Raw genomic sequence first — 16695 nt, 5'->3', positions numbered from 1 at the left:
GATCCGTTTCATCGTAAGCCGACAGGGAAAGTCCCCCCTATTCTCTGTATTGTGGCAAGTAAAAAGGCCAGAACACATTCTGGCCTGTCATCATACTGAGTAGAGGTGGTTTTTAAGAGCTTCTCTTACTATCAATTCAGTGTAAAACTCACAGGAACAGTTACCGTTTTTTGCCCACCAGGTGGCGGCGGGGGTACAGGAGAAGCTCGTGATATCATCGCCAGGGCCGCTCTGTCCAGCCCGTCGATACCACTGCTTCTTACCAGAGAGAAATTTAATACATTGCCTTTATCATCAAGCGTGAAACGGAGTATGACCGTCCCCGTCTGACGGCCTGGATAGCGTTTGAATTTTTCCAGGTGTGCCATTAACTGGGACGCCCAACTGGCCTGCATTTCTGGCGTAGCTCTGGCTCCTGCGGTACTCTGCTGTGCGGCAGTCTGACTGGATTTCTCGGCCTCTAGCTGCATCTGATGTTTCTCAATACTTGCCTTTTTTTCATCCTGTCTGACGGGGGGAGACACGGTTCTTTTTACTGGTTTTCTGACGGGTTGCGTTTTTTTACGCGGTGGCTGAATGATTTGTGCTTTCTCTTGTTCAGGTACGGGTGTACCGGGTAAGGCCTCTGGTTCATCCTGATGAGAAGGCTGTGCCGCGTCACTTTGCTCCTGTTCACGGGCAATGTCGTTATGTTCCGTCTTCTGGACCTGAGGTATTGGCGCGACCTGCACCATAATTGCCGCCTGCGGTAATGGCAGGGCGGCAATAACAGCCGGCCGATACATCAGCCACAATAGCAGTGCCATATGGCACGCTATCGAGAGGGTCGGTGCGAGGTATCGACTATACTGGCGCATCAAAATTTCAGGGTAACCCCTGCCCGCAGCGTGCGGCCCGGCCCTGGAATCGGAATGGTGTTCAGTGCATCAACATAGAAGCGATCTGTCAGGTTATCCAGCCCAATATCAACACTGGCATTAGCATTGAGGCGGTAACTGGCATAGAGATCTATCAGTGTATAAGGATCCCATTTCGATGCTGCAATTGAATATGATCCGGGGATCTGCCCAGCGGCATCGGCTGATCCCGTCCCTGAGGCGTAACGGCTGCCGATGTAATTCACCCGCGTCCCAATGGTCAGGTCATCATTGAGTAAATTAGCCCCCAGGTTAAATGTCACGGTATCCCGGGGCGGAACTTGCTGCAACGAGAAGCTGTTATAGATCCCACCAGCAGAACAACCAGCAGCCCCTGGCACCAGTCTTTCTTCCGGGGCGCAGAACATCACATGAGTGTAATGATTCCAGCTCAGTGCGCTGAATACCGGGCCAATATTATATTCTGCTGATACCTCAAACCCACGCATATCAGCATAGTTAAGGTTCATTCGGCCAAGATTGTAATTATAGTAATCACCTAATGGCGATTTTATCTTCAGGTTACCCCGCGTAATATAATTGCTGATATGGTTTCTGAAATAAGCCATATGCAGCCTTAACTTATCATCCTGGGTCAGTAAACTTTCTTGCAGATAGTTGATGCCAAATTCCGTGCTTTTATTACGTTCTGGTGCAACAGGGTTGTTATCCGCTGAAATCAGGAATGAGGTGCCAGACAGTGATTCAAACAGGCTGGGAGAGCGGATAACACTGCCATATTTCCCGTAAACCTGAAATCCCTCAACAGGTTCCAGCGTCAGACTCAGGATATGAGACCAGCCATCATCTTTACGTTCATAGGCGGTGCTCAGTAGCTGGCTGTTATCCATGCTGTTGAAATGGGAATAGCGCAAGTTGCCATTAAACGTCAGCCATTCATAAGGCTTCCATTCAAGTCCACCAAACCCGTTTGACTCTTTACGCCAGCCATCACGTCCCGCCAGCAAACCAGGAGTATTAGCAAGCGTCACATCGTCGGGCAGGCCAGCATTTTCACGATTGAAACCACCACCATACTCCAGACTGAGATCGCCCAGATCCGTATAAAAGCGGGAGGTGTTTGACACTGTGGCGCCCTTACGGTTTGACCCCACCCAGAAATACTGCGGATAGAGACGATCCGTGTAAACGGTTGAATTAATTCTATTATCAATATTGTTATAGAATGCATCGATCTTCAAATCAATCAGGTCGTTATCAATGGGACGCCAGCCGTAGCGAGCGGTCCATGTTGCCAGATCGATGGTGCTGACCAGTCCCTGATATTGTAGAGGTGCAGTTAACCCTTGTGACTGAGATCCCAGGATATGCCCATAGGAGCTGAGATAACGCGAATAGCCAAGTTCAAGATGCTGTTCATCACTGAATTTAATTTTCCCTTTCAGTAACCATGAGTCACTCTCGTTAGACGTGTTCATCACTTGCTCCCCATGGCGGTAAGGCGTCAGACTGCCCGTGATGGTGGAGCCATCTTCCAGAACTTGCCCGCCACCTTTTCCGTGCTTCCCGGCATAGTAGTTACCACTATGCCGTTGGGCATAAGCCGCGGTAATATCCAGAAATTCACTGGTGTTGGCCAGGGCAATACTTCCCGAATAGCCATGAGGGTTAAGTAATGAAGGTCGGTTCAGGGTATTCTGTGCGCTGCTCATATAGCCCACCCCCGCATAACTGCCGGCTTCAGGGGCATTTCTATTATTTGTGGCTAGCCCCCCTTTTATACGCACACCGAAGGTTCTTCCGGGCAACAAAATATCTTTCGGTGTCAGTGTGCTGATCCGAACGATCCCTCCCGTGGCTCCCGTGGCATCGGCCCCACCAGTTGCCCCACGCGAAATATCGACTGAGCCAATAAAATCAGGGTCAATATAAGTAGAAGAGGTTGAGCCATTGTACCCCTGATAAATAGAAGTCTCCTGGCTTGCCCCGTCGACAACCACCGGAACCCGCCCTTGTCCTTGCATTCCACGGATATTGACATCAACGGATCCCGAGTTACGGCCATTACCATTCAGTACGCCCGGAACTCCCGACAGGAAATCACCAACCGATGTGCCCCTGAAACGTTCAACTTGCTCACCCGAGAGATGACTGAGTGAACCCGCCGTCTGATAAGGTGCATCAGCAGGATCCGCCATTTTCGCTTTTGTTACGGTGATCGTATCCAGCAGGAGTGAACCATCACTGTCCGTTGAACCCACTACGGCGCCAGTATCACTCAGCGTAACACTGTTACTGCTGGTAAAACGGTAGGTCAGGCTACTGCCCGCCAGAAGCTGTTGCAGAGCCTGCTGTGGTGCAAAATTACCCCGGACACCAGGGCTGCTCTTGCCACGAGTATATTCCGGCAAGTAACTGACCTGCATACCCGACTGGCGACCAAATTCTGCCAGTGCCTGGGACAAAGGACCAGCAGGAACGGCAAATACGACGGTTGAGGGGGACTCGGCTCGCGCGCTTTGCTGAACACCGAGGAGTGCAAGACTGACGGTACTCAGTCTGAACAGTGTTGCCAGGACAATGGCTTTGCCGTGACGTTCACGACGATGGCCAGAAATGGAGAAATACATAGAACCCTCTCGTTTTTACTCTGCTGGTCAGGCAGCAAATAGGCTGGTGATAGGAGTTAAACGAACGACGAGGGGATATTTTCTGTTTGAGAATGATTTTTTTTCTTATTTATCACTCAGCAGTGTTAACCACGGGGTGATATGACGAATTTCTGCCTGAAAAGGGGCAGCAACAGCACTCAGTGCCTGACGAGGATGTGCAAGATTAAACGCCCCGCTAATACGCTGTTTCTGCAGATGACGGCTGGTGATCATAACACTGCCTGGCAACCATCGCGCCAGGCGGGCCACCACGGCAGAAACATACTCATTATCGGCAATAAGGGAATTATCACGCCAGGCCGCAATCTGTGAGGTCTCACGATGTCCCAATACAGGCAGTTCATTCTCAGGAAAAGTAAGTGACTGCCCAGCTATCAGGGTATAGGCGGCCTGGGGACTACTGACGTGAAGGCTGCCCTGCTGTACGGCAATCTGACAAATATCTGCATCATTGCTGAGTTCAAAAGCCGCTGCGAGGGTCGTCATATGCAGACCCGCCTGATGAATGACAAAAGGCTGCTGTTGATCTGCTTTAATATTAAAAAAAGCCATTCCCTTCAGTAGATTGACTTGTTTTTCCTCACCATCAAATTGTTCGCTAATGGCACTGTCAGGGCCAAGGACGATTTGACTGCCACCCGACAGTTGTAGCGAACGCAGCTGGCCGGTACGCGTTTGATAATCACTCTGGAGAGGAAGCAGCAGCTCTGGCGCGACAGCAACGGCTGCTGCCGCAGCCGCAATACCGGTCAGGAAATGTCGGCGTGAGAAGCGGTGGGCACGATGCACCCGCGCACTCGATTTCAGCTGACCACTGAGTTTATGCAACTGCATGGCTTCGTCCCACACAGCCTGATACTCCGGCCCCCTGGCACACCATCTTGCTGCCTGCTGGCGACCCGCCGGGTTTTCCGGTTCACTATGCAGGCGAATAATCAGCTCAAATGCTTCTTCAAACAATTTTTCGTGATGCACTTTTTTATCCATCATATCTGCTGCATGTTAATCATCCAGCCCTGCACGCAGTTGCACATAAGCTTGTCGGATCAATGTCCAAGTCCGACTGACAGAGAGATCCAACTCCAGTGCGACTTCAGCGATGGTCAGATCATGCAACCGGTACAGTTCAAAAGCACGACGCATCGGCAAAGGCAATGCCGCCAGCCTGCGTTGTAGGAGCGCCAGCTGCTGGCGATCAGCTATAATTTTTTCAGGTCCCGGGGCTTCGTCTGGCAAGGCCTGATAGCGATCTTCACTGATCGCGTCCATAGGTACAACCCGTTCCCGTCGGTGCCTGTCCACCGCAAGATTTTTTGCCACTTTATGCAGATAGGCTCGGGGATTATCCGCCTGTTGCGACGTTTCCGAAACAAGCAGCCGTACAAATGCATCCTGGGTTAAATCTTCCGCCACATCACTACCATGGCCGGATTTTTGTAATACACGCTGAATTTCGAGAGCATGCTTCTGAAACAGATTTTTCAGATTCCACACCTCCCACCCCCTTTTTACCCTACACCTGCACGATGTGCTGTCTGTCAGTTGGTGTGACCCCGACATAACGCCAGAGTCCGGAAAGCCTGTACTGTCATGCTATCTGTGGTGAGCACCGGATAATACTCAGTCAGTTAAGGCGACCGTAGGATATAAAAATTTGTTAATAAATGGTAATGATTTTCATTATCATGTTAAAGGTGTGGTTTTTTAACTTTAACAGAATGTAAAGAACAGAGGACTGGCAAAGCTCACTATTTATGGTTAAACACCCAAGTACAACTCAGCATTATGGGGTATTAAATAAAAAAACTGGCCTTAATAAGCCAGTTTTCAAATATCCCGGAGGGATGATGCTGATTTTTCTGGATCAGCGCATCGTCACAAACTCTTCCGCTGCCGTTGGGTGAATAGCCACGGTATTATCAAAGTCTTGCTTGGTGGCACCCATTTTCAATGCCACAGCAAAGCCCTGCAGAATCTCATCCATACCAAAGCCAATACCATGGATACCCACTATTTTTTCATCTTTACCCACACACACTAACTTCATGCGGCATGGCTGACGATGGTGGGTAACTGCGGTATACATCGCGGTAAATGAAGAGGTATACACCTTCACTTGCTCCTCTCCATACTGCTCACGGGCCTGTGGCTCAGTTAAGCCCACCGTTCCAATTGGCGGGTGGGAAAAGACCACCGTCGGGACATTGCTGTAATCAAGATGCTCATTGGGTTTGTTGTTAAACAGACGCTCAGACAGACGACGACCTGCAGCAACAGCAACAGGGGTCAGTTCTACTGCACCGGTGTTATCACCCACCGCGTAGAGGCCTGCAACACTCGTGTTCTGGAACTTATCAACCTTGATATAACCCTTTTCATCCAGCGCCACACCCGTGGCTTGCAAGTTGATATGGTCATTTGCTGGCTCACGGCCAATGGCCCAAATCAGGCAGTCAACGGTTTCAGAACGGCCATCTTCCAGAGTGATGGTCAGGCTATTATCGGCATTTTTTACCACCGACTGCGGGATGGCCTGAGTATGCAGGATTGGCCCTTCGTTTTTGATAATTTCCAGCAAAGTTTCAACGATTAATGGATCAAAGTTACGTAGTGGTGCATGTTTACGCACAAACAGATGCGTTTCCGCCCCTAATGCTTTAACCACTCCCGCAATCTCAATAGCGATATAACCCGCCCCTACGACTGCGACACGTTTTGGCAATGCCGGCAATGCGAAGAAACCGTCAGAATCGATACCGTACTCAGCACCGGGAATTGCCGGGTGTGATGGTCGCCCACCCGTAGCAATCAGAATATGGTCAGCAGTAATTTTTTCACCGTTCACTTCAACGGTATGGGCATCAACAAAAGTCGCAAAGCCACGAATAACTTCGACATTATTCTTACCTAACACATTGTCATAGGACGTGTGAATACGGTCGATATAAGCAGTGCGGCTGGCAATCAGCTTATCCCAGTCAAAATGATTCAGCGTGGTATCAAAACCATAGTCCGGGCCGTACTGGTGAATAGCTTCGGCTATTTGGGCCGCATGCCACATGACTTTTTTAGGAACACAACCGACGTTGACACAAGTACCACCGAGATCTTTCGCCTCAATGAGCGCGCACTTCTTCCCATACATTGCCGCACGGTTAATGGAGGCAATACCACCGCTACCACCGCCAATAGCGAGGTAATCATAATGTTTGGTCATGATGTTTCCCTGTTTGAGTCGAAAAATTTAAACCGATTGTAACCTGTCGAACAAAAGGTTCCACCAATGGCTGCAATCACCATTACCGTTATTCAGGTACCACCCAGTTCAGGGTGGTGGAGCCATTCCCCCCAGGGACCAGCGTTTTATGTAACCATGGCAAGACGTTAGCCATTTGCTGTTCCAGTTTCCACGGCGGGTTAATCACAATCATACCCGAGGCTGTCATGCCACGCTGGTCACTGTCCGGTTTGACGGCCAGCTCAATTTGCAAAATACGGCGAATCCCCGTCTCTTCCAGTGCGCGCAGCATACGCTTGATTTGCTGACGCAGAACCACCGGGTACCACAGGGCATACGTCCCTGTCGCAAAACGTTTATAGCCTTCACAGATCCCGCTCACTACATCCTGATAATCGGTTTTCATTTCGTAGGGTGGGTCAATCAGAATCAGACCACGGCGTGACACTGGCGGTAATTTTGATTTTAGCTGTAAATATCCATCCGCGCGTTCAACCCGAGCACGGGAGTCTTTCTGGAATTCAGAACGCAGCAGCGGGAAATCAGAAGAGTGTAGTTCCGTGAGTTGCAGGCTGTCCTGCTCACGCAGGAGATGGCGAGCAATCAGCGGTGAACCAGGATAGTAACGCAATTGCCCGGAACGGTTCAGGGCTTTTACCGCCCCCATATAAGCTTCCAGCTCTACAGGCAGGCTCTCTTGATCCCAAAGACGAGCAATCCCTTCGAGATACTCCCCAGTCATGGAAGCATGGGAACTACTTAGCTGATAGCGCCCTGCACCAGCATGAGTATCAAGATAGAGGAAGGGTTTCTCTTTCTCTTTCAACGCCTCAATAATCAAACTTTGGACGGTATGTTTCAGTACGTCGGCATGGTTGCCAGCGTGAAAGCTGTGGCGGTAACTAAGCATGGGGATTGGACTTCCAGAAATAAAAAACACGTTGGGTCTAGTTTACCGCAGATTGCATCAGATTACCGCTGCCGCACTTCGTTGTTTCAAATGATACGAAAAAGTTTCAAAACATAACCCTGTAATAAAAATGTCAAACGACAAGACTAGCGTCGCATGCGGCAAGGTAATTATCTGAATCAAGGAAAAATAATGAAAACCCGTATTTCGATATTAGTTGCAGCCTTGGTACTGGCGATGCCAGCCTTGGCAAAAGATATTCCGTTACCGCAGGCTGCCGCTATCGCCGATAGCGTCACGCCGGCATCCAGTAGTGCGTCATTTAACGCCCTGCAATCCCAGTCACTCACATCACTGCGGGATGCCCTAAAAGGGGATGCAGCCCAACTCAGCCGCCTTCAGTTAGAAACCGCAGCACAAAGTTCAACATTAGCAGACAAAGCCTGGCTAAAAGCCAGTGGGTATGATTTTAAAACCAAAGAAAACCAGGAGGCCGGTATTGAACTGCTCTCTGCTTTCTCACAATTACCGGATAGTGTTTTACAGGCGAACCGTGCCACCGTCGGCAATATTAATCTGAATTCCAGCGAAAATAGCCGCCACCAGGCACTGGCAGACGCAGAAGGGATTAACCATCTCTATTTTCTCAGCGATGCCATGGGCCCCCGTCTGGGCAACGCTTTTATCACCGCCTATAACAAGGGAGAACTGAGCAAGGCCGCAGCCCTGATTAAGGCCAGTGAGGTGAGCACCAGCGCCGCCAAAAAACATTTTAACTATAAGCGCCCTTTCCTGATTGATGGTAATACTATTCACTTGGTACCCGACGATGTCGTGGTGAAAGATAATACGCCCTATACCGCGAGTGGCGGCTCATTCCCGAGCGGGCATACCAATACAGGTTATACCGATGCGTTGTTGATGGCACAGATGATCCCGGAACGTTATAACGCTCTGGTGGAACGTGGCGCTCGCTACGGTTACTCACGCATTGTACTGGGTGTACACTATCCGCTGGATGTAATGGGCTCCCGAATGGTATCAGAGCGCAATGTAGCCCATTATCTGAATGATCCCCAATACCAGAAACTCTTTAACGAAGCCCGGGAGCAACTCCGCACAGCACTTGAAAAAGAGTGTGGAACCACGCTGAGTGAATGTGCGAAAAATCCTGCACAAGATGACCCCTATCGCGACCCCGCAATGCAAAAGCTCTATCAGTTCACTATGACATATGACCTGCCACAGCAATCTGGCCAGGCACATAGCCTGAAGGTGCCGGCCGGGGCCGAAGTCCTGTTAGAGACCGCGTTACCCAATCTGAGTGCAGAAAAACGCCGTGAACTTATGGTAAAAACGGCTCTGCCGGCTAACTATCCACTTTCTGGCACCACTGACGACCAACAGTTCTGGCAGCGCCTGAACTTGCCTGCCGCCGTTACCATGGCTCAACAGTCACACTAATATCCCAACCGGGGCAATCTGCCTGTCCCGGTTATTTAACCGAACACTGGGGCTGTCCCCCGGTGCTCCTGCTCCGTGAAGGGGGCAACGCTTGATCCCAAAGCAGCAAACTCCGGTAAAGCAGCGTCAGCGGGATTGAAATCTCCGCCACTTAACCCCATGCTAGATCTAAAGCACAAGTGCCTGTCGTGCACTTGCCCCCTCTTATTTGATCAGGAATGTGCATATGACCAACCCTTTGTTGACCCCCTTCGCGCTGCCGCCGTTTTCCGCCATTAAACCAGAACACATTGTGCCTGCTGTCACCAAAGCGCTAGAAGAGTGTCGTGCAACGGTGGAAAGTGTCGTGGCACAAGGTGCACCATATAGCTGGCAGAACCTTTGCCAGCCGCTGGCTGAAGTAGATGACCATCTGAGCCGTATCTTCTCTCCAGTCAGCCATTTAAATTCAGTCCAGAATAGCCCTGAGTTACGTGAAGCTTACGAACAAACCTTACCACTGCTATCAGAGTACAGTACTTGGGTTGGGCAACACGCCGGGCTCTATGATGCTTATTGCTCTCTGCGCGATGGTGAAAACTATGCCACGCTCAATACGGCGGAGAAAAAAGCCGTCGACAATGCCCTGCGCGATTTTGAGCTGTCCGGTATTGGGTTATCGAAAGAGAAACAGCAGCGCTATGGTGAAATCTCCGCACGACTCTCAGAACTGGGATCCGCATACAGCAATAACGTGCTGGATGCCACCATGGGCTGGAGCAAACTGATTACTGATGAAGCAGAGCTGGCTGGCATGCCGGAAAGTGCTCTCGCGGCGGCCAAAGCCCAGGCTGAGGCTAAAGAACAAGAAGGCTGGTTACTCACACTGGATATTCCCAGTTATTTACCTGTCCTGACCTACTGTGATAATCGTGCGCTACGCGAGGAGCTGTATCGTGCGTATGGCACCCGTGCATCTGACCAGGGGCCTAACGCCGGAAAATGGGATAACACGCCGGTCATGGAGGAAATCCTTGCCTTGCGTCATGAACTGGCACAATTGCTCGGCTTTGGTAACTATGCAGAGAAATCCCTCGCCACCAAAATGGCTGAAAATACTCAGCAGGTATTAACGTTCTTAACGGATCTGGCAAAACGTGCTCGTCCGCAAGGGGAAGAGGAACTGCTTCAATTGCGTGCCTTTGCCAAAGAACATTATGGTGTTGAGACACTCGAGCCCTGGGATATTACCTGGTATAGCGAAAAACAAAAACAACACCTCTACAGCATTAGTGATGAGCAACTGCGTCCCTACTTCCCGGAACAGCGTGCCGTTAATGGTCTGTTTGAAGTGGTGAAACGTATTTACGGCATTACCGCCAAAGAACGCCATGATATCGATGTCTGGAGCCCGGAAGTCCGTTTCTTTGAGCTCTATGACGAACAGAATACCCTGCGTGGCAGTTTCTACCTTGACCTCTACGCCCGCGAAAATAAACGCGGTGGTGCCTGGATGGATGACTGTGTCGGCCAAATGCGCCTGGCGGATGGCTCACTGCAAAAACCGGTGGCCTATCTGACCTGTAATTTTAATCGCCCTGTGAGCGGTAAGCCGGCACTATTTACCCATGATGAAGTCATTACCCTGTTCCATGAATTCGGCCACGGTCTGCACCATATGCTGACCAAAGTAGAAACAGCAGGAGTGTCCGGGATAAATGGGGTGCCCTGGGATGCGGTGGAGCTACCCAGCCAGTTCATGGAAAACTGGTGCTGGGAACCTGAAGCGCTGGCATTTATCTCTGGTCACTATGAAACCGGTGAACCCTTACCGACAGAGTTACTGGACAAAATGCTGGCGGCGAAAAATTATCAGGCCGCCCTGTTTATTCTGCGTCAGCTGGAATTCGGCCTGTTCGACTTCCGTTTACATGCAGAATTCGATCCACAACAAGGGGCGAAAGTCCTGCAGACACTGGCAGAGATTAAGCAGCAAGTTGCCGTTATTCCAGGTCCGGCCTGGGGCCGGTTCCCACATGCCTTTAGTCATATCTTTGCTGGGGGCTATGCCGCGGGTTACTACAGCTATCTGTGGGCTGACGTGCTGGCAGCAGATGCCTATTCCCGCTTTGAAGCAGAAGGGATTTTTAACCGTGAAACCGGGCAGTCATTCCTCGACAATATTCTGACCAAAGGGGGCTCTGAAGAGCCAATGACCTTGTTTAAACGCTTCCGCGGTCGTGAGCCGAAGCTGGATGCCATGTTGCAGCACTACGGCATTAAAGGTTAATTGGCACTGTGAAGATTTGTTTACTCACTGAGTCAGGCGCTGAGGACGGCGCCTTATCTCTTTTGGCTGAACGCTGGGGACTGGAGCACGATGATACCGCTCTGATGGCTTTGGTCCTGACGTCAGACCACCTTGAACTGCGTAAGCGTGATGAACCCAAACTGGGCGGTATTTTTGTCGACTTTATTGGCGGTGCTATGGCCCATCGACGTAAGTTTGGGGGGGGGCGTGGTGAAGCGGTCGCCAAAGCGGCAGGTGTAAAAGGGGATTACTTACCTGATGTGGTCGACGCCACCGCTGGCCTGGGGCGTGATGCTTTTGTGCTGGCCTCCGTCGGCTGTCGCGTCAGAATGCTGGAACGCCACCCGGTGGTTGCAGCCTTACTGGACGATGGTTTACAGCGTGGTTATCAGGACGCAGAAATTGGCTCCTGGTTACAGGAACGCTTGCAGCTGATCCATGCTTCAAGCCTGGCTGAATTGGCAAACCTGACGCCACGGCCGGATGTGGTCTACCTGGACCCTATGTTTCCCCACAAACAAAAAAGTGCCCTTGTGAAGAAGGAGATGCGGGTATTTCAGTCCCTGGTGGGGGCGGATAATGATGCCGACGGTTTACTGGCACCTGCAAGAAGTCTGGCTAAAAAACGGGTGGTGGTGAAACGGCCTGATTATGCTCCTTCGCTGGCTGGTGTCGTGACACAAAATGCCGTGGTCACCAAAGGCCACCGCTTTGACATCTATCCCGGAACGCCGGACAAGTAAATTACCCGATTCACACAGAATACACTCGAATTAGCGTATCGTTTGATAATCAGGGCAGAGGCGTTTCTGCCCTTTCACTCGTAAACAACCCGACAGGTTACTCTTCTTCGTCCTTGAGTGGGACAATCAACATATCAACATGAACAGTATTAATCAGCTGGCGAGCTGAAGACATCAGTTTGCTCCAGAAATCCTGGTGATGCCCACACAGCACTAAGTCCATATCATATTTCTTAATAGCATCAACCAATACCTGCCCTAAATCACCGCTGCCACTTAACGTTTCAGTGATCGGGTAGCCCGCTTCGCTGGACAGTTCATTAAGCGCATGGTGCGTCTCTTGAGAGATACGTTTTTGCATATCACCCAGGTTTACATCAATCAGGCCGGTATAGAGATCAGAGTAATTAACATCGACGTGAATCAGGGAGACTTTCGCGTTATATGGACGAGCCATTGATACTGCTTTTTCCACCAGAACTTTACTTTCTGGGGAGAGATCAACTGCGATTAAAATATGTTTATAAGCCATAATGTTACCCCTTCCATAATTTTTTGATGGCTCTACTAACCATCTTAAATGTCCGTGCAACAAGCAACGTCTTAAACGTAACAGTTTCAATTGTAGATGGTATTTCTACCACAAAGCGACACATTAAAAGCGTTAATGGCTTCTGTTTTTACGATTTAACGAAAAAAAAGTCCAGATACCAAACAAAGCCAGGATCATAAGGTATGACTATCTGCTGACATTTGCGCGATTAATTTTTCCTGCCCTGCGTCTCTAATATCAAATAAAAACAATTAATTATATGATAAACAATGGAATACCACAGATAATTTTATGATTTTTCTCTATTTGTTATCAATCTGAGATCTCCTACAATGTAAAAACACTGTGGCGAAAAGATAGCCAACAATTTCGTGTGCGGTGATCACTCGCAGGAGTAAGTGACGAGTTTTACAGGGCTACTGTTAATCAGGAATAGCATTCCAGGATATTGCTGGGGAGGCACACATGATAAACACCGTCGCGCTTTTTTGGGCGCTTTGTGTAATTTGTGTAGTAAATATGGTGCGGTATTTCTCATCATTACGCGCACTCTTGGTCGTGCTTCGTGGATGTGACCCATTGCTCTATCAGTACGTCGATGGCAATGGCTTCTTTACTTCTCATGGTCAACCCAGTAAGCAAATGCGTCTGGTACGTTATATCTATACTCAAAGCTACCAGAATCACCATGATGATGAATTCATTCGTCGTTGTGAGCGTCTCCGCCGCCAGTTCATTTTGACCAGTTCATTGTGTGGTCTGGTGATTGTAAGCCTGGTGGCGTTGATCATTTGGCACTGAATCTGTATTACGGGCATAAAAAAAGCGGGTGATAAACCCGCTTTTTCACGATGATGTTGCCGCTTAATGCTTAGATAAAGCGCAATGAAATCCAGTACAGCCCACCGGAAAGCAGAATCGAAATCGGCAATGTAAAGACCCAGGCCATCAGAATATTGGTGACGGTTTTACGTTGTAACCCACCCCCATCAACAATCATGGTACCTGCCACTGAAGATGACAAAACATGCGTGGTTGATACTGGCATACCCGTATAACTGGCCATACCAATGGAGACTGCGGCGGTCATTTGCGCTGACATCCCCTGGGCATACGTCATACCTTTCTTACCGATTTTCTCACCGATGGTGGTGGCCACACGACGCCAGCCAATCATCGTACCGATCCCCAGAGCCATAGCCACCGCCATGATAATCCAGACAGGTGCGTACTCAATGGTATTCAGCAAATCGGTTTTCAGTCTTTTCAGTAAACGACGGTCTTCAGCGTTAACGTCTGGCAGTTTTGCCACTTTGTCTGCCGTGTCAGAGATACACAACATCACACGACGTAACTGACTACGCTGATCGACACTGAGCTGGCTATAGCTGTCGATATTGCTCAGCATCGTTTTTGCCCTATCCAGTATCGCCACTGAATTTGCCGGATGACAATGGAACTCGGTATTTTCCGTCAACCCTGCATCAGGGGAAGGCGCCGGAACCAGCTGTTCTTCTCCCATAGACTTTTTCACCAAGTCCGGGTGTTGCTGAAAATAGGTTTCAACGTTGGCAATGGCATCACGAGTGCGGGTAATTTCGTATGTGGAAGCATCCATATTGACGACAAAACCAGCAGGAGCAACACCAATTAGCACCAGCATGATAAGACCAATGCCTTTCTGTCCGTCATTTGCACCATGGGAAAAACTCACCCCAATCGCAGACAGAATAAGTGCGACACGCGTCCAGAATGGTGGTTTTTTCTTACCATCTTGCTTTTCACGTTCAGCCGGAGTGAGGTGAATACGGCGTTTTTTCTTGGTATCGCTCCAGTAGCGGCGCAACAGAAAAATCAGACCACCCGCTATCACTAAGCCAACAATCGGTGACAGAATTAACGAGCCGAAGATTTCCAATACCTTAGGTAAATTCAACGCATCAACAACCGAATTGCCCGTCAGTAACGCATTCGTCAAACCGATACCGATAATCGAACCAATAAGGGTATGTGAACTGGAGGCCGGTAACCCAAAATACCACGTACCGAGGTTCCAGATAATAGCAGCCAGTAGCATTGAAAATACCATGGCCAGGCTATGTGCGGAGCCGACGTTCAGCAATAAGTCGGTCGGCAACATATGCACAATGGCATAGGCCACACTCAACCCACCGAGCAGAACGCCCAAAAAGTTAAACAATGCGGCCATTGCCACCGCGATTTGCGATCGCATTGCACGCGTGTAGATCACAGTTGCCACTGCGTTTGCGGTATCGTGGAAGCCATTAATCGCTTCGTAGAAAAGAACAAAACCCAGAGCAAGTAAAAGCAAAAGCCCGGTGTGGAGATCCAAACCGAAAAACAAATGTTCCATAGACGTTACGCCATTTTGAGGACATGAACGCGGCGCATTATGTAAGACAACTTCCGCCACGGCAAAGTGAAATCTGGATTTTTTTTGACTTGGATCTTTAATCTCATAGCATGGTAAAACATTTAATCTTTTAATTTCAACGAAATAGACAACATCACCCGGTTAATACTGGTGCAGTGAGGTCGTGTTATTTACAATCCTGTCCCTTAAGCATAGTCGGGAGTAGGTCGTGGAAAAGTTTAATGTCATTATTATTGGTGCCGGGGCAGCAGGAATGTTTTGTGCGGCAACGGCGGGACAAGCCGGCAGTCGGGTATTACTGATTGATAATGGCAAGAAACCTGGACGCAAGATCCTCATGTCCGGCGGGGGCCGTTGTAATTTCACGAACCTCTATGTGGAACCAGCAGCCTACCTCAGCCAGAACCCCCATTTTTGTAAATCAGCACTGGCACGCTATACCCAATGGGACTTTATCGATTGCGTCAATCAGCATGGTATTGCCTGGCATGAGAAAACCCTCGGCCAACTGTTCTGTGATGATTCCGCCCAACAAATTGTCAATATGCTAGTCGCTGAATGCGACAAAGGGCATGTGACCCAATGGCTGCGTCGAGAAGTGCTGTCCATCACCAAGGATGATGCCGGATTTACACTGCTGCTTAACGGTGAGACCGTCCAGGCAGAAAAGCTGGTGATCGCAACCGGTGGCTTGTCAATGCCTGGCCTAGGTGCTACGCCATTTGGTTACAAAGTGGCGGAACAGTTTAATCTCAACGTGCTGCCAACCCGCGCCGGGCTGGTACCTTTCACGCTGCATAAACCACTACTGGAACAATTGCAGGTGTTATCTGGTGTCTCTGTGCCTTCTGTTATCCAGGCTGAAAACGGTGTCAGCTTCCGGGAAAACTTACTGTTTACCCACCGTGGGCTTTCTGGCCCGGCGGTGTTACAGCTTTCAAGCTACTGGCAACCCGGCGAGTTTGTCATCGTCAACCTGCTGCCGGATACTGACTTGAATGTATTTATCGATCAACAACGTGCCGCGCACCCAAATCAGAGTCTGAAAAATACGCTGAGTATGCTGCTACCCAAACGTTTGGTGGAATGCCTACAGTTATTACAGCAAATACCAGAACTGGCATTAAAACAGCTTAATCAACGCCAGCAAAAAGAGCTGGTAGATAATCTACAAGCCTGGCGAGTACAGCCAAATGGCACAGAGGGCTATCGCACTGCTGAAGTCACTCTGGGCGGTATCGATACTGATGAACTGTCCTCACGCACTATGGAAGCAAAGAAAGTCCCCGGGCTCTATTTTATCGGTGAAGTGATGGATGTCAGTGGCTGGTTAGGGGGCTATAACTTTCAGTGGGCATGGAGTTCAGCATGGGCCTGTGCTCAGGCACTGGTAAATATTAAGCAACAGTAATCCCCCATAAGCACTCAAGATATCTCTGCCAGTACATTCTCTTTGTACTGGCCCGGTGGCGTATTGGTCACGGTCACTTTTTTCGCGGGATAATTCTGTTTTAACTGGCAGTCTGCTTTCTTCATTCCTCTGTGACGTAAA

13 protein-coding genes are annotated in these 16695 nt (G+C 49.6%); 5 read left to right on the top strand and 8 right to left on the bottom strand.

Going from position 1 to position 16695, the window contains the following annotated elements; translation table 11 throughout:
- Window positions 1-131 precede the first annotated feature (131 nt).
- The 6 genes from JK154_RS07350 to JK154_RS07325 all read right to left on the bottom strand — a co-directional run bounded on the left by JK154_RS07350 (window position 132) and on the right by JK154_RS07325 (window position 7698).
- Complete coding sequence (locus JK154_RS07350) at window positions 132-857, bottom strand: energy transducer TonB (RefSeq protein WP_211991865.1); 726 nt, start codon at window positions 855-857, stop codon at window positions 132-134.
- Window positions 857-3508 carry a TonB-dependent receptor gene (locus tag JK154_RS07345; protein ID WP_211991864.1) on the bottom strand — a complete coding sequence of 884 codons (2652 nt, stop codon included), beginning with the start codon at window positions 3506-3508 and terminating at the stop codon, window positions 857-859. The genes JK154_RS07350 and JK154_RS07345 overlap by 1 nt, the downstream gene beginning before the upstream one ends.
- 105 nt (window positions 3509-3613) lie before the next feature.
- Window positions 3614-4540: a FecR domain-containing protein gene (locus tag JK154_RS07340; protein WP_211991863.1), complete on the bottom strand. Its 927-nt coding sequence runs from the start codon at window positions 4538-4540 to the stop codon at window positions 3614-3616.
- A 12-nt stretch (window positions 4541-4552) separates the two neighbouring features.
- Window positions 4553-5044 (bottom strand): RNA polymerase sigma factor, encoded by a 492-nt coding sequence (locus tag JK154_RS07335; RefSeq protein WP_211991862.1) that lies wholly within the window; start codon window positions 5042-5044, stop codon window positions 4553-4555.
- 370 nt (window positions 5045-5414) lie between these two features.
- Window positions 5415-6767 (bottom strand): glutathione-disulfide reductase, encoded by a 1353-nt coding sequence (gene gorA, locus JK154_RS07330; RefSeq protein ID WP_211991861.1) that lies wholly within the window; start codon window positions 6765-6767, stop codon window positions 5415-5417.
- An 88-nt stretch (window positions 6768-6855) separates the two neighbouring features.
- Window positions 6856-7698: a 23S rRNA (adenine(2030)-N(6))-methyltransferase RlmJ gene (locus tag JK154_RS07325; RefSeq protein WP_211991860.1), complete on the bottom strand. Its 843-nt coding sequence runs from the start codon at window positions 7696-7698 to the stop codon at window positions 6856-6858.
- A gap of 192 nt (window positions 7699-7890) precedes the next feature.
- Between JK154_RS07325 and JK154_RS07320 the strand changes: the two genes are divergently transcribed.
- The 3 genes from JK154_RS07320 (at window position 7891) to rsmJ (ending at window position 12195) form a co-directional block, all read left to right on the top strand.
- Window positions 7891-9162 (top strand): phosphatase PAP2 family protein, encoded by a 1272-nt coding sequence (locus JK154_RS07320; RefSeq protein WP_211991859.1) that lies wholly within the window; start codon window positions 7891-7893, stop codon window positions 9160-9162.
- Window positions 9163-9388: 226 nt separating this feature from the next.
- A complete protein-coding gene (gene prlC / locus JK154_RS07315; RefSeq protein ID WP_211991858.1) occupies window positions 9389-11431 on the top strand; it encodes an oligopeptidase A in 2043 nt (680 codons plus the stop codon).
- An 8-nt stretch (window positions 11432-11439) separates the two neighbouring features.
- A complete protein-coding gene (rsmJ, locus tag JK154_RS07310; RefSeq protein WP_211991857.1) occupies window positions 11440-12195 on the top strand; it encodes a 16S rRNA (guanine(1516)-N(2))-methyltransferase RsmJ in 756 nt (251 codons plus the stop codon).
- Window positions 12196-12292: 97 nt separating this feature from the next.
- Here rsmJ and uspA read toward each other — a convergent pair whose 3' ends face one another.
- Window positions 12293-12727, bottom strand: coding sequence for a universal stress protein UspA (uspA, locus tag JK154_RS07305; protein ID WP_211991856.1), 435 nt, complete (start codon window positions 12725-12727; stop codon window positions 12293-12295).
- Window positions 12728-13213: 486 nt separating this feature from the next.
- Between uspA and uspB the strand changes: the two genes are divergently transcribed.
- On the top strand, window positions 13214-13549 hold the full coding sequence (uspB, locus tag JK154_RS07300; RefSeq protein ID WP_211991855.1) for a universal stress protein UspB: 336 nt from the start codon (window positions 13214-13216) through the stop codon (window positions 13547-13549).
- Window positions 13550-13619: 70 nt separating this feature from the next.
- Here the strand turns inward: uspB and pitA are convergent, their stop codons facing one another.
- Window positions 13620-15122 (bottom strand): inorganic phosphate transporter PitA, encoded by a 1503-nt coding sequence (gene pitA, locus JK154_RS07295; protein WP_211991854.1) that lies wholly within the window; start codon window positions 15120-15122, stop codon window positions 13620-13622.
- A 229-nt stretch (window positions 15123-15351) separates the two neighbouring features.
- On the opposite strand from pitA, the gene JK154_RS07290 reads away from it, so the two are divergent.
- The gene (locus JK154_RS07290) at window positions 15352-16554 is read left to right on the top strand and encodes an NAD(P)/FAD-dependent oxidoreductase (RefSeq protein WP_211991853.1); all 1203 of its coding nucleotides are present in this window, start codon (window positions 15352-15354) and stop codon (window positions 16552-16554) included.
- Window positions 16555-16695 lie beyond the last annotated feature (141 nt).

Origin of the sequence: Citrobacter sp. JGM124 (assembly GCF_018257795.1) — a bacterium.
Taxonomy (GTDB): domain Bacteria; phylum Pseudomonadota; class Gammaproteobacteria; order Enterobacterales; family Enterobacteriaceae; genus JGM124.
This window is presented reverse-complemented; position numbering and strand designations above follow the sequence as displayed.